We start from the raw sequence: 24,664 nt of genomic DNA, 5'->3' as shown, positions 1-24,664 counted from the left end.
ATAAAGTCCTGTTACTATTACAGGGATATTCTCTTTTCATAACATAAATATATAGAAAAATTAGAAAAGAGGAATTGAATTAAGGGAGGAACAACATGAATCGTGTTGCTTGGATTACTGATAGTACAACTGCGAGTTTTAAAACAGAAGGAGATAACTTTGTTATCCCAATTGAAGTTATTATTGATGGTGTGTCGTACAAAGATTGTGAAGAAGGTGTGCGTGAGCGCGTTTATAATGCTTTGAACGAAGGTAAAACTGTCACTACATCACAGCCTAACATAGGGGAAATGGTAGAGTTATTTTCGAAATGCAAAGAAGAATATGAAGAAGGATTTGCAGTTGCTATTAGCGGAAAAGTAAGTGGAACCTATCAAAATATGAAGTTAGCTGCAGAAATGGCAGGTTTTCCATTAACGGTATTAGACAGTGAAACAACAAGTTATCCAATGGATGAACTAATTAGAAAAGCGAAATCGTTATACAATGATGGTATGACTTTACAAGATATACACAAAACATTAGTAGAGGAAAAAAGAAGACCTTTCCACGTATTCCCGAAAAGTTTAAAAGGCCTTTATGCAAGTGGGCGTGTAAAGGGAGTTCAATTTTTACTTGGAAGTTTATTAAGTGTCAACTTAATATTAGAAGTAAAAGGTGGAGAGCTTTTACTTGAAAAGAAAGTTCGTAAAATCCAAAAATGTCGAGAATATATTAAAAATGAACTTGAAAAAGAATTACCAAAAGTACTTCACATGTTCCATGCTAACGATAAAGCTGGAGCTGAAGAATGGATTGCAGATATTAGACAAGCATTCCCTGAAATGGATTTCAAATTATATCCATTACCAATTTCATTTGCGGTTCATGCAGGTGAAGGTACAATTGCAATTAGTTATTAAAGTAAAACCCGTGAATAGTTCACGGGTTTTTTATTTATAAATGGTGCACGCCATCATCAAGTTGAATTTTTATAGCACTCTAGAACGAAATTTGTGTTAACTTGAAACAAAAATCTTATTTTATCGTTTTGGGGAGCAACCACAATTCCTTGACTTGATTTGAGATTAAAAATATAAACCTTTTCCTACTGGCTGAACAGTTTCTAGTACAATATCAACCATTTCTTCATTAAGTAGGGTCCTTATAATCCAGGCTGAGAGTTCTTGAGCAGCAAAACAACCCGCAGCAGTCGAGATATTTCCTTCGTTTACGAAACTTTGCTCAATAACGTCTACATCAAATTGTTTTAGCTGTTCTACTGCGGATGGATATGTTGTAGCTTTTTTACCAGTTAGTAATTTTTTAGCTCCTAATAGTAGTGAACCAGAGCACATAGATCCTATTAATTGTCTTTGAGGATCTACATGAATGCTATTAATATATTGTTGGTTTTTATATAAATCCTTTACACCTTTACCACTTGCAAATATTACAGCGTCGGCAAAAGGGATATCAGATATGCTTCCTGTCATGGGAATACGCAAGCCAGACATAGATATATGAGTTTCTTCCGTTCCTAAAAGCTGTACATCCCAATCAGAAAGACCACCGACTAAACGTACACGATTTAATAAATCCCATGGTAGAAAAACATCTATATCAGTAAAGTTATCGAAGCAGACTATTGCAATTTTCATTTTCTAACCCTCCACTTATATATATCATTTTATTTATAATATAAACATCTCCTTTTTATGTTCTATATCAAGTTATAAATCCCTGTATATTACACGTATATGAAGGGGGTGTAGTGATTTTTTAATTCCTCTAAACATAAAAAGATATAAAATCATTTTCTTGGTTTCTATCGATTTTTTGTACAAAACCAAGACCCGTAGCAACAACTCGTATGGTATTGGGGATGAGGATTTTTAAAATTCTCAGGGAAATAGGTGTAATTTATCACACATACAAATAGAAATAAAAACGTCATCCTTTCTTATAAACTCACAGATAGAAACACGTTTTTCGCTTTTAGGGGGCATTATTTCAGTAGTTTACTAATCTATATATAATATGATTTTTATAATTTCCGTAAAATAATTTTGACGTATTTATTTTTTCAATATAAAATAATATTCATCCATCCAAATTTAACCAATAGTATATAAAAGATATATCTTTAGTTTCAAGGGGAAAGGTTAATATAAAAGTAAGGAAACTAGTTACGCTTGCAGTACCATTTATGCTATTATACGTGTCAGTTCAATTAACCAGAATTTTTCAAGGCAATTTCAGCAACTGAACGAAATCAGAATGGATATTATTTTTGAAGAAAAAGTTTAAGGAACAATTGATGAGTTATACCGAAAATCGGAAATTTATAATAGAAAATAAGTTTCATATAGAGGTGAAATTATATGCCTAAAATTGACAATATGTTAGCAATTCTTTGGATGCTTCGTTCAGGTGAAAAAATTACTGCGAAACAAATTTCAGAAAAGTTAGAGATGAATATAAGGACTGTGTATCGTTATATTGATACAATTTCAACTAGTGGAGTACCTATAATTTCAGAACCAGGACATAACGGCGGATACACTTTATTGAACAATTTTATTGAAGCCCCTCTTTTTTTTGATTTTGAGGAGCAAACTTCACTATTTCATGCTGCTGTTTTTGCAGAAGAAGCCGGGTATTATGGAGGTGAAGCATTAAATAGGGCCATTTCAAAACTAAGTAAATACTCAAATCAAGAGCAGGAAACAAAGATAAATCAACATTTAACTAGTCTTGAAGTAATAAGTCGATTAAGTCCGCTCTCTATAGAAACTTTTTTGAAGGAGTTGGAGCAGGCCGTAGCTGACGGGTACTCAGTAAAAATTCTTTACCATAAAAATGGTGAAAAGAAATTAAATTATAGATTGGTCGATCCATACAGAATTATCTATTGGAATAATAAATGGTATGTGATTGGATTTTGTCATCTTAGGAATGATATCCGTAGTTTTAGAGTAGATCGAATTAAAAGTTTAATGTTAACGGAAAATAAGTTTAACCGGCCAGAAAATTTTTCGGCACGGGACTTTTTTATAAAAAGTCTTCTTCCAACTATAGAAGATAAGAAAGATATTATTTCTTTGGTTATTAATGGGGATAAAAATGTATTAGCTGATATTTGCCAACATTGGTTTTTAGGACATTATTTACAAGAACGGACTTCAAATCAAGCTGTTTTTCTTCTTGAAAAAGATATGATACATACCTATGTACCTTATTTACTTTTACCGTACAATAAATCTATTAAAGTTATTGAGCCAATAAGTCTTAAGAAAAGACTTATTGAAGTTCTGTCGGAATTAATAAAATTTCATCAAGTATGATAACTTCCCTGACGTTAACTGTCAGGGAAGTTATATTATAATAGCTATATAAATTGTGATTGGAGTGTTATTGGATGCAAACAAAAAAAGTTTTTCTATATGTATTTAATACAATGTCGGACTGGGAATATGGATATTTAATTGCTGAACTAAACTCAGGAAGATATTTCAAAAAAGATTTAGCACCTTTAAAAGTAATTACAGTAGGAGCTAATAAAGAAATGATTACTACTATGGGAGGACTGAGCATAAAACCAGATATTTCCCTTGATGAATGTACTCTTGAGAGTAAAGATCTTTTAATTTTACCAGGAGGGACTACTTGGAGCGAAGAAATTCATCAACCTATCTTGGAAAGAATTGGCCAAGCTCTAAAGATTGGCACTATTGTTGCTGCAATTTGTGGTGCAACTGATGCCCTAGCGAATATGGGGTACTTGGATACTAGAAAGCATACAAGTAATAACTTAGAATATACTAAAATGGTATGTCCTAACTATAAAGGAGAAAAGTTTTATGAGTTGGGATCTGCGGTATCTGATGCGAATTTAGTTACTGCATCAGGAATAGCTCCTCTGGAATTTGCAAGGGAGGTACTGAAAAAAATAGATGTATTTACACCAGATGCATTACATTCATGGTATAACCTAAATAAGACTCATAAACCTGAATACTTCTTCCAGTTAATGAATTCAATAAAAAAATGAAATAATTAAAAAGCGCAATTTCTCTGTTTTGATTTGCAGAGAAATTGCGCTTTTTAATTTGGAATTCCCTTATCATTGTAAATCGGCATTTTCCTGACGCTCCCCCTATGTAACCTTCTACAGTAATCCTACTCCAACAATTCAATAAAGCGATGCTATAATGTCCGTTTATAGGTACATTTCATTAAGTAGAGAGTAATAAATCTATTTAGGTTTAATAATTTTGATACTGACAATTTAACATACATAAAACCAAAAGTTGCATGTTATATTATTAGGCACAACAATATAAATAATACTATTTGTTTATTCCGTAAATAATGCTGATAAAAAAAGGTGAAAGGATTTTTAAAGATAAAAATAGAAATCTATATAAAAAAATATTTAAATGGTAGGGATATTATGAAAATCGGTAAGTTTGGTGAAGTAAATAACATAAGTATTGATACAATTAGACATTATATGGATCTCAGTCTCATTATTCCTGAAAAAAAAGGAGGGCACTATTTTTTTGATGAGTATTGTCAAAGAGATTTAGAACTTATATTACATTACAAAGATTTAAGGTTTAGCTTGAATGAAATTAAAGAACTATTTTTTTATAAAAATTTAGCGAAATCTATGAATTACGAAAAAATTACCTTTTACCAATCTTTATTTAAACTAAAATATGACGAAATGGAACAGGAAATAGAACTTTTGGAGAAGAAACGGGATAAATTAAAGGAAGCGTTACATAATTTATCTATAGAAACTGAAATCTCGAGTTCAATTTTAGGGGTAGATTTAAAAGTACTTCATTTATTTAAATGTGTTAAGTGTAACGGAAATTTAATTCTTGAAGATGGGATTATTAATAAGAATCAAATTATTGAAGGAAAGTTAATTTGTAATTGTGGTGAAGAATACGCGATTATTTCAGGGGTTTTAACAGCTGGTAACTCGTTGAAAGCGTATGAAAAGACATCACTTGAAGATTCTATTTCGGATTATATCCATGAAACCGATACTGCTTTTTTGGAAAATGTTCAAAGAGGAGGAGAATGGTCAAAAAAGAAACTAATGCAACTAGATTTAAATGAAAAAATACTACTTGATTTAGGGTCTGGTATTGGGTTCTTTTTACGAAATATTTATGAAGAACTACCGGAAGATTGTTTATATATTGCTGTTGATCGAGATTTGAATAAACTTTTACTTTTAAAAGATGTAATTGAGAGAAGAAATGTGAAAAGAAATATTGTATTTATTTGTGCCGACTTTCTAAACATACCTATTCAGAGTAGTTCTATTGATATTGTAATCGATCAATCAGGTACAAGTAATTATAGTTTTGAACATGAGGAGTTCTTATTGCGCGAATTAAATTCCCTTTTTAAACACAATTGTTATTTATTAAGTTCATTTATTTTATTTAATAAATTTAGTATAAATAGCCAAATTGCACCTAGACTCCGAGGGAATTTTACATCTGCAAAAGTAACGAAAGAAATCCAAAATTTACAGTTTCAATCGATTGATGAAAGCACTTCAAATTATTTAAAAAGAGGCGGAAAGTACGAAGATTTCTTTGTTCAAGGAGAAGAAATTTATACATATTCATTTTTCGGAAAAAGATGGGGTTAACCCCATCTTTTATTTATTTCCCCTTAAAACTTTTCAAATCGTACATATTGCTATTGGGTTGACCCAAGAACTTACAATGTACGTAACACAAAGTTAGGTAGGGGGAAAAGTGATGGGAAGTTTACGATTACATATAGAAAATAAAAAAAGAAACCAAGAACTAAGAAATATGTGTCTCTATTCATTCGGGAAAACAGTATCAATATTTGGTAGCTCTATTTATAGTTTTGCATTAGGATTATATGTTTTACATATAACCGGATCAGCATTAAATTTTGCCATTACGCTTATTTTAGGAACTATTCCGATGATTGTTATGAATCCATTTGCTGGTGTAATTGCAGATAAAGTTGATAAAAAGAAATTGGTCATTTGTATGGATTTACTAAGTGGAAGCTTATTAATTACTGTTTATATATTTAGCAGTAATTATGGATTAGACTTATTCACCATTTATGCTACTACCTTTCTTATAACGGTATTTACAACATTTTTTGGAATAGGATTAGAAGCTGCAAAACCAAATATCGTCTCCAAAGAGAGGCTAATGAGTATTAACTCTATAAATAAAATTATCGATTCTATATCTTTAATTCTAGGTCCTATGTTAGGTGGTATTGTTTTTGCAGTCTTTGATATTAAAATTTTTATAATTATAAACGGTATTTCATTTATCCTTTCGGCTATTTCCATATTATTTATTAACTTTAAATTGTTTGAGCAAAACATAAATGAGGAATGTTCAATTAGAAAAATTAATTTTATTGAAGATATAAAGGAGGGATACTCTTACTTAATGGAGCGGAAAAGCTTAAAAAATACGTTCAGTATTTTAATTTCACTTAATTTCTTCTTAGGGTTTGCTGTAACTGTTCCATTGCCATACATTATTAATACAGTTCTCGATCTTGGTTCTAAACAATTTGGTATGATTCAAGGGACTTTTCCAGTAGGCATGATAATTGGTGCGATTTTAGTAAAAAAGATAACCGATCGTTTTTCTTACGCTTATCTTTTGAAAAAGTTAAGCTTTATGTTGGCGGTTTTTATGATTATTTCAGGAATTCCAGTTTTATTCAAAAGTTTTGAGGTAAATGATTTTGTATACGTTATTACCTATTGTGTTGTTATGTTCTTTTTAGGACTAATTATAGTGCTTATTGATATACCTATAGCTTATTTCATGCAAAAAGAGATTCCTGATGAATATAGAGGGAGGGTTCTCAGCATTGGATTAAGTATAAGTAAAATGATGCTTCCTATAGCAATGGCGCTATCCGGTCTATTATTAAATTATATTCCAGCCTACATGATTACAATTGTAGGGGGAATCTTATATTTAATAGTAATTAAAGTTTCATCGAATTGTTTCATATTAGAAGTTCATTCGAAAGATTATAGCGCTTAGTAGATCTTAGATTATTTATATAATGGATACTGCTACATTTTTCAAGATAAGAAATGCAAATACTATAAAATGAAAAAATCGGCTGATTTCCCATGAACAATTTTGAAAAGATTACATATTCGTTTTGGAGACTACTTTAAAATTGTAGGTTGAGGGGGATGAATATCGTTCTAAATACAATAAGAAAATTTAACTTTGTTGATTGACCTTCCCCTTACAGGAAGCAGTATATTTAAAATAATTAATTACAGGAGGTGAGTGTTATGCTTTCAATTGGAGAGTTTTCAAAAATATCTCATCTTACAATGAAGACGCTGCGCTATTATGATGAAATTGGGCTTTTAAAACCAGCTTTCATAGACCCTAAGAATGGATATCGCTACTATGATATTTTCCAATTAGAAATAGCTTTATTGATTACACGATTAAAAACTTATTTATTTTCGCTGGAAGAAATTAAGGATATTTTAGAAAATCGGGAGAAAACTGAATTGCTTAACTCTAAAATGAAAACCAAACAAGAAAATCTAACACAGCAGATAACATATTATTCTTCTTTATTAAAAAAATTAAAGCGTGATATTCAACAATTAGATGAAGAAGAAAGTATCATAGGTTACTTAAATCATATTGAGATTAATCTTGTAAATCACTTAACCTATAATATATCATCTCAGCGAAAACAAATTAATACCGTTGATTTCCTAACACACTTTAATGAGTTGTTTAGTAAAATTTCATTTGAAAATTTATTACCTATTGCAAAACCACTTGCTATTTTCCATAGTTCAGAATATGTACCTGAAAATTATGATGTGGAAATTGCGATTCCCCTTGCAGAAGCCACAAATAAAACAAAATTGTTTAATCCCGGTCTTTGCGCAATGGCTACGCTTATTGGTTCTTACGAAGAATTACCTTTTATTCATACAAAGCTACACGTTTGGATTGAAGAAAATAACTATAAACTGAATGGAGCTCCGTTTGAAGTTTATAAAACGAATCCTTATAGCACACAGGAGGAGAATAATATCATAGAAGTTTATTTTCCTATAAAATGAATAAAGGGAGGAGCGTATCACAATGTATGGTATAAACCGGCCAACAATAAAAGAAAAAATATTAATTTTGGTTACTGAGATTATCTATCTAATCATTGCGTATTACTTACTTTTCATTACTTATTTCAAACCAGGCATTTCAATAGGGCTGTTTATAGCTTTAATTATCACCGCTTTACGATTAACGGCTATGATGTTTATATGGTTGCCTAGAGGGATTTCATGGCAAGAAGCCATTATGAACAGTATTGCTTTTGGAATTTATTATTTAGGTTTTCCAATCTTAATGATTACTAGTAATCAGGATCCTAATTTAATATTACTTACAATAGGTTGGATATTGTTTTTAGGAGGAAGTATGTTAAACACAGTTTCAGAGCTACTTAGAAAATCCTTTAAAGACAATCCTGTAAATCAAGGTAAGCTATATACAGGTGGTTTATTTAAATATGCGATTCATATTAATTATCTGGGGGATTGCCTTTGGGTGTTAGGTTTAGCATTTATCGCTAGCAATATTTATAGTTTATTTATACCTCTAGGCCTGTTCTTTGTATTCGTTTTTAAATATATTCCAAAATCTGATGGTTACTTACAGAAAAAGTATGGAGAACAATTTACAGTCTATAAACAGAAAACAAAAAAATTAATACCGTTTATTTGGTAAATCAGTTTCATAAATTATAAAAAGCGCAGGATCAGCATCCTGCGCTTTTCTATCGTAATTCAGCGGTTTTTCTAATGACAATCTTATCAATATCATCTTCTTCATCACCAATAAATAATCCGCGTTCTTTTAAATATGCTTCAAAATATAAATCTGCTTCAGCGCGTTCGTCATATGGCTTTACAGAGAGAACGAAACCTAATTTGTTTTGTTCTTCTAAGTGAGAAGTGGAGATGTAAGCCGGTACATTATGGCGTAAAAAGAGTTCTTTAACCGGAATAATCATATCTTTCATTAATTTCGTTAGCATACCCATTTCAAACTCGAAATTAAAGCGATCTATACTAGATAAATCAGCGAATACTACACCGATAAAACCTGTATTAAATACTTCTTGATATTCTACATCTTCGTCATGGCCGCCGTAAAAATTCTTTTCGATTAAATAATTTACAAAATAAGCAACGCCATCACTTTGTTCAAATGGTTTCGTTGAAAGAACAAAACCAATTTTCTTTTGTTTATGTAAATACACACATGACATGTATGCTGAAATGTTATGTTCTTTAAATAAAGCACTTGTTGCTCCAGAGAGACCATCTAGTACGTGATGAACAATTTGAAGTTTTTTACGAGCGAAATAATAGGATTTCTTTTGTAACTCCAATGTATCAATAAAGACAGAGCCGATAAAGCCTGTATTTGAAATAATAGGTGCTTGCTTTTTTCTTCCTCTGCGCTTTAATGGAGCCATTGTTAAAATCATCCCTTCATGTACGTTTAAAATAAAAAGAACATTTGTTCGTATATTTACATTTTACTATTAAAACGCTATAAAGTAAAGGGTTTTTGATGAAAATATAACAAAAAAGACACCTTATAAAAGGTGCCTTAAACGCTGTAAGGGATAGGGTTTACCCTAACTATTTATATTATGATACAGAAACAATCTCTTCTGTATCTTCTACATCTAAATGACAGTCCATAGTACGAACATCTTGATCTTCATGACTTCCGAAATAAATAGTAATTTTCATATGTATCGCTCCTTTATTCTAGGAATACCTAAAATAATTACTAGTAATGTTAATATTTATTATATACCACTTTTTTCATTCCGACAACGTTATATCATTTTTAATTATTTTAAACTATAGAGCACAATTTAAAGAGGTACTTTTTATAGAAAATGGTAAATTTCTAATATGTTATATTTAATATAGAAAAATTCGAGTGTTACTTTTTATGAAAAGGAGAACTATTGATGAATTATAAACAACTACTACTAGAAAACTTTGCATTTAAAACTTCATATGTTGCACAATTTGTGCCCGGAATGAGTATAAAAAAACGAAAGATTATATTGCTGTTGATTGTGGATTACCTGCCGATACATTTAATATCATCACTCTACTAAACAATAATTTAACGGAAGGGATCGAGAAATTATATAAAGAGGTAGAATACTATTATCAAAGAAATTTTCCAATGAGTGTTTGGTTATGGGATGAGGAGCAAGAGCGGGATATAAAAAGTGAGTTAATTAAAATCGGTTTAAAAGAAGTGGAACAGAATATTGCGATGGTAGCAGACTTAAAAATAATTTCCCCAACAATAAAGATGCCAGTAAGTTTTACTATTCAACAAGCATCTTCATCTGGAAAAATAAAAAAATTTGGAGAAACATTAGCTAATCTATTCGGCACATCAGAAGAAGGTATACATGTACAAGCATTCTATAATCAAATTTCTAATCTTGATATATGTAACAGTGAGAATCTGAAATTATTTTTAGGATTTTATGAAGGTGAAATCGTAACTGTTGGTTCATTGATATGTTCAAAAGATAGTATTGGTATTTATGACATAGCAACGAAAGAAGGAATGAGAGGACGAGGGTTCGGATCTGCTATGTTCAATTTCCTGCTGCAAGAAGCACATAAATTTAAAAATACGTATTGTGTATTACAAGCTTCACCCGATGGAATCAATATTTATAAAAAATTGGGATTTCAAGATATCGGCAAAATGACTGTATTGGAAAATCGACATTTAATTGAGTAAATCATTCAAGTTAAATCGTCTTTATATAGGAGCTTATAAATCGTTATGAAAAAGATATATCTCGTTACAATAATTTGTGCATTTATAGTAATAAGTATCTTTGTTTTTCAGAAAATAAATGAACATAAGTATACTAAAGCTATTAATCAATCAAATCATATAAAAAATATCGCACATAGAGGTGCTTCTGCATATGCGCTTGAACATACAATAGCAGCATATAAATTAGGACAAAAAATGAATGGAGATTATATAGAAATTGATCTCCAAATGACAAAAGATGGGCATTTAGTGGCAATGCATGACGAAACCTTAAACCGTACAACAAATGGTACTGGGCTAGTGAAAGAGCATACATTAGAAGAAATAAAGCAACTAAATGCAGATTCTTTTTTCAACGAAAAATATCCGAACTTAGCAAAGAAAGAATTTGAAAATGCTAAAGTCCCAACATTAACAGAAATTATTGAAACGTTTGGGCATAACGCAAACTATTATATTGAAACAAAATCACCTAATGAATATCCAGGAATGGAAGAAAAATTATTAGAAATTATTAATCACTATGAAATACAGGATAAAGTTATTATTCAATCGTTTAGTGAAGAAAGTCTGCAAAAGATTCATAGCTTAAATAGTAATATATCTTTAGTACAATTATTACCTTATAAAAAAGCAGTTCAATTAACAGAATTAGAGATAGAAAAGTATAAAACGTACTGCATAGGTCTTGGTATGAATTACAAATATATTGATTCAGATTATGTAAATAAAATAAAGAAAAACGGATTAGAAGTTCATCCATTTACAGTAGATAATGAAAAAGATATGAAAAAGTTACTTTCATGGGGAGTCGACGGGATGTTTACTAATTATCCGGATCGTTTACATTCAATATTGGATTTGAAAAGTCATGAATAAGAAGTGTTATTCATAAAGGGAAAATTTACACAACCTATATATTAGGATTAATAATGCAAGGTGGCATGTTGCATATAAAAAGAAAATACCAAAAACCGCAACTAGAAGACCTGGGTTGCGGTTTTTTTATTGCTTCGATTTCAGTTTACAAAGTTTGAAGCTAGAAATGTAAATCTATTTAGATGAATTGGCTTCTTATGTATTTGTACTTCGGATCGTTCTAGGTATATGTACAACCCATGAGACGAGTTTTGCATAGGATAATAGAAAAGGAGATGTTGCATATTGAAATACCACAATAGAAATGTAAGTAATCTGAATAAATTAGCGGATAATACGAAAGCTGCAGCTTTTAAGTGGTATCAGTACTGTATCGACAATGGAATTGAAGTATTAATTTATGAAACAATCCGTACGGTCGAGCAACAACGTGAATATGTTCGTAAAGGAGCATCACAAACGATGCGCTCATATCACTTAGTAGGACAGGCATTAGATTTTGTTCCAATTCAGTCGAATGGTACAGAAGATTGGAATGGCTATAATAAAGAACCGTGGGCATCAGCAATTCGTTATGCTAAACAAATTGGCTTTGAATGGGGCGGTGACTGGAAAGGATTTGTGGATAGCCCGCATTTGCAATATAACTACAAAGGATATGGAACGGATACTTTTGGAAAAGGTGCTCAAAACGTAGTGACTCCTCCCCCGTCGAATGATAGTGTAGGGATTGCTTATATTAACGGTAGTAATGTAAATTTACGAAAAGGACCTGGTACTGGATATGGCGTTATTCGTCAATTAGGGAAAGGAGAGTCCTACAAAGTATTTGGACAATCAAATGGCTGGTTAAATCTCGGTGGCGATCAGTGGATTTATAACGATCCATCATATATTCGTTATACGGGAGGAAATGTACCAACACCTTCACAATCATCAAACGAGGGTGTAGGTGTAGTTACTATAATCGCTGATGTTATTGCGTGTTCGTACCGGCCCAGGAACAAATTACGGCATTGTGAAAAACGTGTATCAAGGTGAAAAATATCAATCATTTGGATATAAAGATGGTTGGTATAATGTTGGTGGAAATCAATGGGTTTCTGGTGAATATGTTACGTTTGTAAAGTAAAAATAAGAGCCGTCCTGTTGGGCGGCATTTTATTTTAAATATTCATAGGGCGAGCACTCATGATATCATTCGTGATACATAGAGTATAATTTTTCATTCTAATAATCAGAAAGTAATCAAAATGTAATTAATTTCAACTACGCTTTTTATATTTTTTTGATACACTGGCTACGAGGGGGATACCAATTAAGGTGGGTAAAAACCAAAACCATATTGGCGGAAGTAAATTTATAATAGGAATATGGATGCCGACATTTACTAAAAGTGCGGTGACTGCCCCTATATAAGAACCTAACATACCTCTAATGTGGTGATGGAGCCAATTTTTCCAACGTTTTTTTCGTGCAAGGTATCCATAAATCGCAAATGAATAAGAGAAGATTGCTACATAAAATAAATATGCAATTTTATCCCAGTTGATAATGGATAATAGTATTGCCGTAAGGGTAATGACAACATAGGATGCATGATATATTTCGCCCCATTCGGTATGTTTTCCTTTCTTCTTTTGGGCAACCATCGCTACAATACCAGTGATTAAGCATATTGTTCCAAATAGGATGTGTACGGTTAAAAGAATGTTAAAAATGCTCATAATAATTCCTCCTTTTTTATTTTTATAGTATTGCAGTATAGGAGAAAAGTTGAAAAATATAGTTAGTTCGGCTTAATATATTGAAATAAAGGTACTCCTAGAACAAAATCCAATGATTGAACTATTTTCTCAAATTTAGTGAGCTGATTATTATGTTAAATGAAGGAGAGACTTCTATGTTTACATCTATTACATATTTACAATCGGGCAATGACAAGCAACAAAAAATATATGATGTTTTGAATAGCCTAAACATAATGGAAGATTTAGCTTTATATAATCCCGTTCTTTGCGGGACAATCCCGATAAGAATTGATACTCCTCAATCTGACTTAGATATTGTAATGGAAGTATATAACTTTGATGTTTTTGAGCAGGAAATGAGATCTTTATATGGTTCTTATGGAGGGTTCAACATTAAAAAGAAAAAAATTAAAGGTACTGAATCGATAAAGGTGAATTTTGAATTCGAAGGTTTTGAATTTGAATTATTTGCTCAACCTAAGCCAGTGCGTAATCAAAATGCATATAGACATATGATAGTGGAGCACATGTTATTAATGCAGCATCCCCATATAAGGGAAGAAGTTATTCACTTAAAGGAACAAGGTTTAAAAACAGAACCTGCTTTTGCTCAAGTATTAAATATTGACGGAGATCCTTATGAAGAACTTATTTTATTAGGGCAGGAAATGAAATTGTGGTAAATAAGATACATAAAAAAATCCTCCAAAAACAAAAGAGGATTTTTTTTATGCCGTTAACTTCCGAATTAATTCACTGAGCAATTTAATTCCGTTAGTCATTTGTTCTGGAGTAGCATATCCATATGATAAACGAATGTACTGATCTGATTCTTCTTCATAAATACGTCCCGGATTTAAAAGAATTCCTTTTGATAGTGCCTCTGAAAATAGTTTTTTCATCGGAATGTTATGTACAACCTTTAGCCATATAAAAAATCCACCACTAGGAATATCCCATGATGCAATATCTGCACAATATTTATTTAAAGCTCGTATCATTATTTGTCTTCGTTCTTTCAGGTGCATTCTTACGTTTGCTACATGTGCTTCATAAAAACCTTCATTTATCCATTCAGCAGCTACTCTTTGAGATAAAGAGCTGGATCCATAGTCTGTTTGCATTTTTATATCTGACAATCTATCAATAACAGGTTCTGGTCCGATTATCCATCCAATTCTAAGTCCTGGGCTAAGTGTTTTAGAGAGACTACCAATATATAATACATGTCCATGTTTATCCATCGACTTTAAAGGAGCTGGAGGTGATTCATCAAGCCATAACTCTCGGTAAATATCATCCTCGATGATAGGCAATTGCTCTTTTTCACATATTTTTAATATTTCTTTTCTTCGCTCTTTGGACATCAATATCCCCGTTGGATTTTGAAAACAAGGGATTGAATATAAAATATTATTCTTTTGACTATATTTAATTCGCTTTAATAAGTCGTTAGGTAAAATACCGTGATGATCCATTGATATACCGGATAAATTTATATTTGCTGATTGAAAAACATGAAGTGAATATAAGTAAGAAGGTTGTTCAAGTAAAACAGTTGATTTTCTATGTAAAAGACCAATTGATATTAATTGTAATGCTTGGAGTGCACCCGAGACTATTAATATAGAACCCGGTGATGCATGTATTCCAAATGATTTTACGTATTTACTTATTGCTTCCCGTAACGGATAAAAACCTTTTTGTTCTTCGTATCCGAAATAATCTAATTCCTCACTGACGTTTTTAATTATAGATTGCATAGTTTCGAGCGGAAAAAGATGAGGTGCAAGTTCACCTTTACTAAGATGGATAAGCGTTTTATTTGCTTCTGCTTCATTTATTTCTCGCACCATTAACTTACTTGGTTTATGAATACCGGCCTTTACATATTCACTCCAATCGGGCGGGGGATTAGTTGCTAATAATGACCATGTATTATTTGTTACAATTGTTCCTGCTCCGATTTGTCCTTGAATTAAACCATCTGCCATAAGTTCATCTAGCGCATTTATTACAGTACTTCGATTTACATGAAATAATTTTGCTAACTGCCGCTGACTAGGGATTTTACTTCCAATTGGCCATTCTCCGTTTTCAATTTTTTCTTTCATATAGTCTATTATCTGCCGATATTTGGGCACTTTTTTATCGGTTGTCATATAAAAAACTCCTTCGTTTATTTAAAAGATTCAAAGTGGTTGGTTTTTCCGATAAATAACTGGTTGAAGACATTGTATCAACTATTAAATATGATGAAAAGAAATAATTGGTAATTTAAAAATGGTTGGTTTTTTAGGGAAGGAGAGAAAATATGCATAATAAAAAATGGGATTTACGCATTATATGTGCTCACGCTTTTACAATTCTTATATGGGGAACTGCTTTTCCAGCAATTCGTATGGGGCTTGAATCTTATACGCCTGAACACCTTACTTTACTACGCTTATTAATCGCTTCATTTATACTTTTGTTATTTTCATTTATATACAAACTACGACTACCGGATTTAAAGGATATCCCAGCAATTTTTATATTTGGTGCTTTAGGGTTTACTATTTATCACATCGCATTAAATTACGGCGAAAAAACAGTAAATGCTGGATCTGCAAGTTTAATTATTTCAGTCACCCCAATAGTGACGGCAATTCTTGCTTCTGTTTTTTTGAATGACAAAATGAAATTAAATGGTTGGCTTGGTGGTGTAATTAGTTTTACAGGAATTGCCTTAATTTCATTTAGCCAGGGCGATGCTATTCAATTGAATAGCGGGGGATTATTTATATTATTAGCGGCGATTTCAGAAAGTCTATTTTTCGTTTTCCAAACATCTTACTTAAAAAAATACGGCTTCTTACCATTTACCATATATACAATTTTGTCTAGTACTGTATGTATGCTTATTTTCTTACCCGGAGTTTATCAAGAAATACTAGCAGCTCCTCTTGAAGTTAACTTGAGCGTTATATATTTAGGTGTCTTTCCAACAGTACTCCCGTATATTGCATTGGCCTATATTATATCTCGTGCTGGTGCTTCTGAAGCAACAAGTTCTCTATATTTAACGCCAATAACTGCGTGTTTCATTGCTTGGATATGGTTAGGAGAAGTGCCAACTTTAGTTTCGATAATTGGCGGAGGGATTACTATACTTGGAATTGTGATTGCTCATATACCGGTATTAAGAAAAGAAAAACATAGGAATTTAGCAAATAATCAATCCGTATAATGTAATTCAATAATAATTTTATGATACTTTTTTATATAGTTTCTTTCTTATGTTGATAAATATAATATTTTGTATTTCAGTTAAATATTGTATGTTACATTTTATGTAGTAAGCATTTTAAAAGGAGCTGACAACATAATGAATGGAAAAAGAAAAATTTTCACATGTATTTCTATTGTAGGAATCGGACTAGCTAGTTTTTCTAATTCTAGTTTCGCAGCAAGTGTAACGGACAATTCAATACAAAATTCTATTCCCGTAGTTAATCAACAAGTAGCTGCTGCAAAGGAGATGAAACCATTTCCCCAGCAAGTTAATTATGCAGGTGTTATAAAACCGAATCATGTTACACAGGAAAGTTTAAATGCTTCTGTAAGAAGTTACTACGATAATTGGAAAAAGAAATATTTGAAAAATGATTTATCTTCTTTACCTGGTGGTTATTATGTAAAAGGAGAGATTACAGGTGATGCTGATGGGTTTAAGCCACTTGGAACTTCAGAAGGTCAAGGGTATGGGATGATAATTACAGTATTAATGGCTGGTTATGATTCGAATGCTCAAAAAATCTATGACGGTTTATTTAAAACAGCAAGAACTTTTAAAAGCTCTCAAAATCCTAATTTAATGGGATGGGTTGTCGCAGATAGTAAAAAAGCACAAGGTCATTTTGATTCTGCTACTGATGGAGATTTAGATATTGCGTATTCTCTTCTTCTTGCTCATAAGCAGTGGGGATCTAATGGAACAGTTAATTATTTGAAAGAAGCACAAGACATGATTACAAAAGGTATTAAAGCTAGTAATGTTACAAATAATAACCGACTAAATTTAGGAGATTGGGATTCTAAAAGTTCACTTGATACGAGACCATCTGATTGGATGATGTCACACCTTAGAGCATTTTATGAATTTACAGGTGATAAAACTTGGCTTACTGTTATTAATAATTTGTACGATGTTTATACGCAATTTAGTAATAAGTACTCTCCAAATACAGGACTTATTTCAGATTTCGTTGTAAAAAACCCACCACAACCCGCACCTAAAGACTTCTTAGATGAGTCAGAATATACAAATGCATATTATTACAATGCTAGTCGGGTACCATTGAGAATTGTAATGGACTATGCGATGTACGGCGAGAAAAGAAGTAAAGTCATTTCTGATAAAGTCTCTTCATGGATTCAAAATAAAACGAATGGAAATCCTTCTAAAATTGTGGATGGTTATCAATTAAACGGATCCAATATTGGTAGTTATTCAACTGCTGTATTTGTTTCACCGTTTATTGCTGCAAGTATAACGAGTAGCAATAATCAAAAGTGGGTAAATAGCGGTTGGGATTGGATGAAGAATAAGAAAGAAAGTTATTTTAGTGATAGTTATAATTTATTAACTATGTTATTTATTACAGGAAATTGGTGGAAGCCTGTACCTGATGATAAAAAAACACAAAATCTAATAAATGATGCAATTTATGAAGGATACGATAATTAATTAAATTTGAGAATGGTTACTGAAGAAAGGAATTAGCATTCGCTAGTTCCTTTTTAATGTTTTGTAAAACATTATCCATTCTAAAATTCGCATAGATATACTTGCTTTTTTCATATACATAGTTATTGATGACTCTATGTTTTTATGAAGGGAGAGTATTTCTTGGAAAAAGTATTATTTTTCGGAGACCCAGGTATTGATGACTCATTTGCCATTATGTATGGTTTACTGCATCCCGAAATTGAAATTGTCGGTATTGTAACCGGATACGGAAATGTTGAGCATATACATGCTGCACATAATGCAGCGTATATTTTACAGTTAGCAAATAGACAAGACATTCCTGTCATTAGTGGTGCAACAAAACCACTTACAGAAGAAATCACTACGTACTATCCTGAAATTCACGGAGCAGAAGGATTAGGGCCCATCCATGTTCCAGAAAATATATTATCTATTCCAATATATAATTTCGGCAGTATTGCTGCGATTCTTATAAAGTACGGAAAAGATTTAACGATTGTTGATGTAGGAAGATCTACCTCGTTAGCAATTGCTTTTAATTTATGGAATGATTTAATGCTAAATGTAAAAGGAATCTATTTCATGGGTGGTGTTTTTTTAGAAGTAGGAAACGTTACGCCATTAGCAGAGGCAAACGTGTATGGAGATCCGATAGCAAGTAAAATTGTTTTCCATCAAGCAAAGAATTTATTCATATTCCCTTTAAATGTAACAAACAAAGCTGTGTTAACACCAAATGTATTTAACTATATTCAAGCTAATGCAAAGAATCCATTTCATATGATAATGAAACCAATGTATGACTACTACCTATCCGCATACCAAAAACTTAATCCATCTATGGAAGGACCTTTGCTACATGATGTGGTTGCAATAAGCGGATTAGTAAATCCAAGTTTTTTTGAATTTGTGCATCGTACAGTAAATGTAGATACATACGGAGATACGAAAGGACAAACATTTGCTGATTTTCGCCCTAGCTCTATATCTGATGGAGCCCATATAGCACTAGAAATAGATGAACAAAAATTCATTCAAGATTTTATAAAAATCATGTTATAAGTTGTTGTCGAAAAAGGGAATTATTTCACTACGTTGAATATAAACATACATCCTCTATATAAGGGAGCTTACAATATTGAATGTCCAGTTAAAGGTTGTTACGAGAGACAATTGGGAAGATGCATTAAAGTTACAAGTTAAAGAAGATCAAAGAAAATTTGTCCCCGCTGTAGCAGTTTCACTTGCTAAAGTATATATAAAACCAGATGGTGACAATGTAGAGTACATACCATTCGCTATATACGATGGTGACCTTATGGTTGGTTTTGTTATGCATGCTGTTGTAATAGAGACATCGGATATGTATTGGATTAACGGATTTATTATTGATCAATCGCAACAAGGTAATGGTTATGGAAAAGCAGCATTACAAGAAAGTATTAATATAATAAAAAATACTTTTAAATCGTGTAAAGAAATAAGATTAACCGTACATAAAGATAATCTCTCTGCAAAGAAATTATATGAACGATATGGTTTCATATCATTAGGACAGGAGTATGATGGTGAGCAAGTATACCGTTTATTTGTTTAACTATTAAGAAGTAAAGGTGTGAAATGAAATATGCAATTTACTGAAGTGAAAATTGAAGTGTTCATTCCTGAAGAATATATTGAAACATTAAGGGATGAATTAAATAAAACTGGAGCATGTAAAACGGGCGAATATGACCATTGTCTTTCCTATAGTTCAGTGAAAGGATATTGGAGACCTTTAGAAGAGGCATCTCCTTTTAATGGAGAAATTGGTCAAATATGCGAAGGATAAGAATGTAAAGTTGAAATAAAGTGTAAACGAGAACTTGTAAAAGATGCTCTTGAAGTTATTAATGATATTCATCCGTATGAAACACCTATGATTTATATTATACCAATACTAAATGACTATTTTGAGAAACTATACATTAAATAACTAGGAGGAATATCAATTGAAAAGTAAATTTCATCATATTGTACGAGCAGTCATGATAAAAGATGAAAAATTATTAGTTGCTGAATATATCGGCCATCATTATTTTTTACCTGGTGGCCATGTTGAAATTGGAGAATCAGCAGAGAATGCATTAAAAAGAGAGTTAAGAGAAGAACTTGGAGTAAACTGTAGTATACAACAATTTTTAGGCGTCATAGAAAATCAATGGCAAGATAAAAAAGTTCTTCATCATGAAATTAACCACATTTTTGAAGTAGAGTCACAAGATTTACATACGGACTTAACACCGAAATCTAGCGAGTCTCATTTAGCATTTCACTGGATGGCTTATAATAAAGAAGCCTTAAATCATTATGAAATCATGCCAATGCCTTTAGTAAAGGAATTACTAGAAAGTAAGTTAAATGATGAACTCCTAAATTGTTGGATTAGTAATTTTTAAATCACTTTATTTATAGTAAATACGTCCATCGAATGAATATAAAGAAAATAGGCTAAAAAACAAGGTACATCACCTAGTGTAAGTTCATATTTTGTTGATGTACGCATTTAGTCTATAGTCTTGTTTCTACTTTGTTTAAAAGAATTTATTAACTTTAATATTTGGACGGAATTTACATTTATAAATGGAGGGTTTCATAATGAATCAGTTTCAACAAGAACTACAATCATTAAACCTTAATGATTATCAAACTGGCAATGTTGTGTATTGGGATCAACAACAAAGTCAATATCCATACTATTACATTCAAGACGATGCACGTCGTTGCGGCGGATGTGGCGGTTGCGGTGGACGTTGCGGTGGATGTGGCGGTAGATGTGGTGGTTGTGCAGGTCGTTGCGGTGGATGTATAGGATGCGCAGGATGTTTCAGTTGCTTTAATTGCTGGAACTGGTGGATCATTTAAGTATAGAACATCAAAGCTATTTTACATGAAAGAAAGGTGTGAAAATTATTTTGCACTTTTCTTTCATGCTGTAATTTTGATGTGTATTAAGGGGGATTTATTTGTATACATATGATAAGTTGATTTCTTGGGTAGAGGATATAAAAGAAAAAAATCATAGTTCTGCTACAGCACTTTGTATTATAAAAGATAATAAAATCGTACTAGAGCATTATAGTGGTTATCACTCAAATACATCTACAAGCAAGAAAGTAACAGAATCTTCACAATTTAACGTTGCTTCTGCTAGAAAAAGTTATTTAGGATTAATGATAGCGTATGCGCTTTATGAGGGAAAAATAAACTCTATTGATGATGAAGCGATAAAATATTTTAAAGACTTTGATCCTGCATTGCTTAGTAAAACGACGATAAGACATTTAGTAACACATTCGCACGGATTAGAAGAAACGAACGACAGGACAATTTTACGTGAATTTAGTAATTTAGTCGCTGATACATTTAGTAACGGTAATAGGGCATAATTACTCCTATAACAAAAAGGAGTGATTGAAAGTGAAAGATAAAGTGAACAAAAATAAAAAACAAAATATAAAAGATGTAAATACAGAGCAAAATGCGATTTATAGCGATCCTAAAGATGCAGCTAATATGCAAACTGTACCGCAGCCGAAAGATTTTGATGAAATCGAATATTAATTTTTCATCCGACTATATGATGAATGAAAAATACGTCTTAAGTCTCATCACATATAAGAAATTATTTGATAACATATATACATAAGCATTTGAAAATGGCTTATCTTAACAAAGCTTTCTTTAGAAACATCTGATATAACCTGCAAAAGGCACTTCTTTATGAAGTGTCTTTTTGTGTATATGAACTTAATTACCATTTTCCGTACAGTATCTTGCAATTTATGATGGATATACTAACTGTGAAAATTCATGTCAAGATAAAAGAAGGGGACAGTTAGTATGAAACAAACTTCTATAAATCCGTTACTAATTGTTCTAGGTACAATCATTGTTCAAATTGGCCTTGGAACAATTTATACATGGAGTTTATTTAATCAACCCCTTGTAAGTAAGTTTGGATGGAATCTTAATTCAGTAGCGATAACTTTCTCCATAACAAGTTTTTCTTTATCATTCTCAACTTTATTTGCAGCCAAGTTGCAGAAAAAATTAGGACTTCGAAAACTTATTGCTACTGCAGGAATTGTTTTAGGACTCGGCTTAATACTTAGTTCACAAGTTTCTTCTTTACCACTATTATATTTATTAGCTGGTGTCGTTGTTGGTTATGCGGATGGAACAGCTTATATTACATCACTATCTAATTTAATTAAATGGTTTCCAAATCGGAAAGGGCTTATTTCAGGTATATCTGTATCAGCGTATGGAATGGGCAGCTTAATCTTTAGATATATAAACGGAAATCTTATCGATAACCTTGGTGTATCACAAGCATTTTTATATTGGGGTATTATCGTGTTACTTTTAGTGTTAATCGGATCGTTCTTCTTACGTGAGGCAATTGTAAGTAATGCTGTAACTGAAACATTACACAATGACTATACTCCGCGTGAAATGATGCGAACGAAACAAGTATATCTGCTATTTTTTATGTTATTCACCTCGTGTATGGGTGGTTTGTATTTAATCAGTATGGTAAAAGATATCGGCGTACAACTTGTTGGACTTAGCGCAGCAACCGCTGCAAACGCCGTTGCTATGATTGCGATCTTTAATACAGTAGGTAGAATCATTCTTGGGACGTTATCAGATAAAATCGGCCGAATGAAAATTGTCTCTGCAACGTTTATTATTATAGGTTTGTCAGTCTTTACTTTAAGTTTTATTCCGCTAAATTACGGAATCTATTTTGCTTGTGTAGCAAGTGTCGCCTTTTGCTTCGGCGGTAATATAACTATATTCCCAGCTATTGTCGGAGATTTTTTTGGATTAAAAAACCATAGTACAAATTACGGGATTGTCTACCAAGGTTTTGGATTTGGTGCGCTTGCAGGATCATTTATTGGAGCGATACTTGGGGGATTTCAACCAACTTTCATTATAATCGGTATTTTAAGTGTTATTTCCTTCATTATTTCAATATTAATCCGTCCACCAAATGTAGAAAAGAAAAAGGAACTAAAACATTTACATCGGAAAGTAGCTTAATTTTAAAAAGAGTCCTCATGTTAGGGCTCTTTTTTATTCCATTAACTTTGCTTCTTTACGAACTTATTAAAGACAGGACAATTTCATTATAAAATTGAATAGATAAGTAAAAAGGAGCGTGACACTTAAAATGAAAATAGTACAGCAGTGGGTACAAGAAGATAGTGATTACATAAGAGAGAAAGTAATTGAATACAATCAAAAATATCTTGCAGATGAAGAAAAAACACCTTCAGAAAAGGTTAGTTTCATAGTAAGAAATGAAAAAGAAGAAATAGTAGGTGGGGTAACAGCAATAACTTTTTGGCACCATGTACACGTTGACTTTCTATGGGTTTCTGAAGAATATAGGCATGAAGGTTACGGAAGCAAGTTAATAAAGCTTATTGAAGAATTTGCAATTGAAAAAGGGTGTAGGTTAATTAATTTAGATACTTTTAGTTTCCAAGCACCTGATTTTTATAAGAAACATGGATATAAAGTAATTGGAGTAAGTGAAGATCATCCGAAAGGACATAATCATTATTATTTAGAAAAACGGTTAAAAAGTATATAGAATTTGTTAACGTTAGTATTTGAAATACAAATGCAATAAGGGCGAGGTTATTATTAATTTCAGTATTAATTGAATCAATTTTTATACTAAAACTGCAAGAACGTACTTTGGATAATCTTCCTAAGGTACGTTCTTTTTTTATATCAGTAGCCTATTCTTATTAACTCCAACAATAGCGGTAAAGGCAAGACTTAACTAACTTATATATATTAAAAGGAGTTAATGGTAGAATGAATAGAAGGCAGAAAATTCCTTTTATTTAAAATAGAGGAGGTACATATGAAAAAAGTTAATGTTACATACGCGATTTTGTACGATAAAACAAATGAAAAGATCTTAATGGTAAAAAACAAAGGGGAAAATGGTTCTTATTATACATTACCAGGTGGCGCAGTTAAACTAGGAGAAACATTAGAAGAAGCAGTAATTCGAGAAGTAAAAGAAGAAACAGGGTTACATATAAACGTAAACGGGATTTGTTCTATCAGTGAAGCCTTTTTCGAGGAAAGAGATCATCATGCAATTTTCTTTAATTTTCTAGGCGAAATAATCGGCGGGGAGACATATATATCAAGGCCAAAAGAAATCGAAGAGATTACTTGGATGGAATTACATATAGCAGCACCGTATTTACGCATACCAGAACATTTACTATATTTATTACAAAAGAAAGAAACAGTACCTTATTTTTTTAACGGAACAATCGTTCATCAATCTTCATAAAAATATTATC

Annotated in this window: 23 protein-coding genes and 4 pseudogenes; 23 read left to right on the top strand and 4 right to left on the bottom strand. The window is 31.7% G+C overall.

The genetic code is table 11. The features are described from left to right. Positions 1 to 95 precede the first annotated feature (95 nt). Positions 96 to 902, top strand: coding sequence for a DegV family protein (locus tag HMAS_RS11115; protein WP_001082413.1), 807 nt, complete (start codon positions 96 to 98; stop codon positions 900 to 902). 165 nt (positions 903 to 1,067) lie between these two features. Here HMAS_RS11115 and HMAS_RS11110 read toward each other — a convergent pair whose 3' ends face one another. Further along, positions 1,068 to 1,640 carry a DJ-1/PfpI family protein gene (locus tag HMAS_RS11110; protein ID WP_000684456.1) on the bottom strand — a complete coding sequence of 191 codons (573 nt, stop codon included), beginning with the start codon at positions 1,638 to 1,640 and terminating at the stop codon, positions 1,068 to 1,070. 723 nt (positions 1,641 to 2,363) lie between these two features. On the opposite strand from HMAS_RS11110, the gene HMAS_RS11105 reads away from it, so the two are divergent. The 6 genes from HMAS_RS11105 (at position 2,364) to HMAS_RS11080 (ending at position 8,795) form a co-directional block, all read left to right on the top strand. Then, entirely contained in the window at positions 2,364 to 3,326 is a 963-nt protein-coding gene (locus tag HMAS_RS11105) for a helix-turn-helix transcriptional regulator (protein WP_116344815.1), read from the top strand. Positions 3,327 to 3,400: 74 nt separating this feature from the next. Further along, positions 3,401 to 4,033, top strand: coding sequence for a type 1 glutamine amidotransferase family protein (locus tag HMAS_RS11100; RefSeq protein ID WP_001193598.1), 633 nt, complete (start codon positions 3,401 to 3,403; stop codon positions 4,031 to 4,033). A 402-nt stretch (positions 4,034 to 4,435) separates the two neighbouring features. Further along, positions 4,436 to 5,659 (top strand): methyltransferase domain-containing protein, encoded by a 1,224-nt coding sequence (locus HMAS_RS11095; protein ID WP_000690072.1) that lies wholly within the window; start codon positions 4,436 to 4,438, stop codon positions 5,657 to 5,659. Positions 5,660 to 5,771: 112 nt separating this feature from the next. Beyond that, positions 5,772 to 7,067 carry an MFS transporter gene (locus HMAS_RS11090; RefSeq protein ID WP_048535409.1) on the top strand — a complete coding sequence of 432 codons (1,296 nt, stop codon included), beginning with the start codon at positions 5,772 to 5,774 and terminating at the stop codon, positions 7,065 to 7,067. A 263-nt stretch (positions 7,068 to 7,330) separates the two neighbouring features. Beyond that, complete coding sequence (locus HMAS_RS11085) at positions 7,331 to 8,128, top strand: MerR family transcriptional regulator (protein WP_048535410.1); 798 nt, start codon at positions 7,331 to 7,333, stop codon at positions 8,126 to 8,128. Between the two features lie 22 nt (positions 8,129 to 8,150). Beyond that, a complete protein-coding gene (locus HMAS_RS11080; protein WP_116344814.1) occupies positions 8,151 to 8,795 on the top strand; it encodes a methyltransferase family protein in 645 nt (214 codons plus the stop codon). A gap of 49 nt (positions 8,796 to 8,844) precedes the next feature. On the opposite strand, the gene HMAS_RS11075 is transcribed toward HMAS_RS11080, so the two are convergent. Then, the gene (locus tag HMAS_RS11075; RefSeq protein ID WP_000035355.1) at positions 8,845 to 9,549 is read right to left on the bottom strand and encodes a hypothetical protein; all 705 of its coding nucleotides are present in this window, start codon (positions 9,547 to 9,549) and stop codon (positions 8,845 to 8,847) included. Between the two features lie 510 nt (positions 9,550 to 10,059). Between HMAS_RS11075 and HMAS_RS11070 the strand changes: the two are divergent. The 3 genes and pseudogenes from HMAS_RS11070 (at position 10,060) to HMAS_RS11060 (ending at position 12,912) form a co-directional block, all read left to right on the top strand. Further along, positions 10,060 to 10,859: pseudogene (locus HMAS_RS11070) on the top strand (GNAT family N-acetyltransferase). A 45-nt stretch (positions 10,860 to 10,904) separates the two neighbouring features. Further along, entirely contained in the window at positions 10,905 to 11,780 is an 876-nt protein-coding gene (locus tag HMAS_RS11065) for a glycerophosphodiester phosphodiesterase (RefSeq protein ID WP_088859526.1), read from the top strand. A 285-nt stretch (positions 11,781 to 12,065) separates the two neighbouring features. Then, a pseudogene (locus HMAS_RS11060) lies at positions 12,066 to 12,912 on the top strand (SH3 domain-containing protein). A 133-nt stretch (positions 12,913 to 13,045) separates the two neighbouring features. Here HMAS_RS11060 and HMAS_RS11055 read toward each other — a convergent pair. Then, a complete protein-coding gene (locus HMAS_RS11055; RefSeq protein ID WP_006929674.1) occupies positions 13,046 to 13,507 on the bottom strand; it encodes a hypothetical protein in 462 nt (153 codons plus the stop codon). Between the two features lie 176 nt (positions 13,508 to 13,683). Here HMAS_RS11055 and HMAS_RS11050 point away from each other — a divergent pair, with 176 nt between their 5' ends. Then, positions 13,684 to 14,214, top strand: a complete 531-nt coding sequence (locus HMAS_RS11050; RefSeq protein WP_000495168.1) for a DUF4269 domain-containing protein — start codon at positions 13,684 to 13,686, stop codon at positions 14,212 to 14,214. Between the two features lie 45 nt (positions 14,215 to 14,259). On the opposite strand, the gene HMAS_RS11045 is transcribed toward HMAS_RS11050, so the two are convergent. Next, positions 14,260 to 15,693, bottom strand: coding sequence for a PLP-dependent aminotransferase family protein (locus tag HMAS_RS11045; RefSeq protein ID WP_000205599.1), 1,434 nt, complete (start codon positions 15,691 to 15,693; stop codon positions 14,260 to 14,262). A 152-nt stretch (positions 15,694 to 15,845) separates the two neighbouring features. Here HMAS_RS11045 and HMAS_RS11040 point away from each other — a divergent pair, with 152 nt between their 5' ends. The 12 genes and pseudogenes from HMAS_RS11040 (at position 15,846) to HMAS_RS10990 (ending at position 24,654) form a co-directional block, all read left to right on the top strand. Further along, positions 15,846 to 16,760, top strand: coding sequence for a DMT family transporter (locus HMAS_RS11040; RefSeq protein WP_025709387.1), 915 nt, complete (start codon positions 15,846 to 15,848; stop codon positions 16,758 to 16,760). A 138-nt stretch (positions 16,761 to 16,898) separates the two neighbouring features. Then, positions 16,899 to 18,260, top strand: a complete 1,362-nt coding sequence (locus HMAS_RS11035) for a glycosyl hydrolase family 8 (RefSeq protein WP_001013592.1) — start codon at positions 16,899 to 16,901, stop codon at positions 18,258 to 18,260. A gap of 162 nt (positions 18,261 to 18,422) precedes the next feature. Further along, entirely contained in the window at positions 18,423 to 19,346 is a 924-nt protein-coding gene (locus HMAS_RS11030; protein ID WP_025709391.1) for a nucleoside hydrolase, read from the top strand. A gap of 76 nt (positions 19,347 to 19,422) precedes the next feature. Next, positions 19,423 to 19,881 (top strand): GNAT family N-acetyltransferase, encoded by a 459-nt coding sequence (locus HMAS_RS11025; RefSeq protein ID WP_046392770.1) that lies wholly within the window; start codon positions 19,423 to 19,425, stop codon positions 19,879 to 19,881. A gap of 30 nt (positions 19,882 to 19,911) precedes the next feature. After that, a pseudogene (cutA, locus tag HMAS_RS11020) lies at positions 19,912 to 20,259 on the top strand (divalent cation tolerance protein CutA). 16 nt (positions 20,260 to 20,275) lie between these two features. Beyond that, positions 20,276 to 20,722: an NUDIX domain-containing protein gene (locus HMAS_RS11015; RefSeq protein WP_116344813.1), complete on the top strand. Its 447-nt coding sequence runs from the start codon at positions 20,276 to 20,278 to the stop codon at positions 20,720 to 20,722. Between the two features lie 199 nt (positions 20,723 to 20,921). Beyond that, positions 20,922 to 21,188, top strand: coding sequence for a heterocycloanthracin/sonorensin family bacteriocin (locus HMAS_RS11010; RefSeq protein WP_001071389.1), 267 nt, complete (start codon positions 20,922 to 20,924; stop codon positions 21,186 to 21,188). A 101-nt stretch (positions 21,189 to 21,289) separates the two neighbouring features. Beyond that, positions 21,290 to 21,667 (top strand): annotated as a pseudogene (locus tag HMAS_RS11005) (serine hydrolase); the annotation flags it as partial. A gap of 76 nt (positions 21,668 to 21,743) precedes the next feature. Further along, entirely contained in the window at positions 21,744 to 21,887 is a 144-nt protein-coding gene (locus HMAS_RS27645) for a hypothetical protein (protein WP_000653680.1), read from the top strand. A gap of 279 nt (positions 21,888 to 22,166) precedes the next feature. Then, positions 22,167 to 23,375 carry an L-lactate MFS transporter gene (locus HMAS_RS11000; protein WP_006929696.1) on the top strand — a complete coding sequence of 403 codons (1,209 nt, stop codon included), beginning with the start codon at positions 22,167 to 22,169 and terminating at the stop codon, positions 23,373 to 23,375. 130 nt (positions 23,376 to 23,505) lie between these two features. Next, a complete protein-coding gene (locus tag HMAS_RS10995; RefSeq protein WP_000706906.1) occupies positions 23,506 to 23,931 on the top strand; it encodes a GNAT family N-acetyltransferase in 426 nt (141 codons plus the stop codon). A 279-nt stretch (positions 23,932 to 24,210) separates the two neighbouring features. Beyond that, positions 24,211 to 24,654 carry an NUDIX hydrolase gene (locus tag HMAS_RS10990; protein ID WP_000757608.1) on the top strand — a complete coding sequence of 148 codons (444 nt, stop codon included), beginning with the start codon at positions 24,211 to 24,213 and terminating at the stop codon, positions 24,652 to 24,654. The last annotated feature ends 10 nt before the right edge of the window (positions 24,655 to 24,664 follow it).

Source organism: Bacillus sp. HMA207 (assembly GCF_003402455.1).
GTDB lineage: Bacteria > Bacillota > Bacilli > Bacillales > Bacillaceae_G > Bacillus_A > Bacillus_A cereus.
Note: the sequence above shows the minus strand (reverse complement) of the source record. Positions and strands in the feature narration are given on the sequence as shown.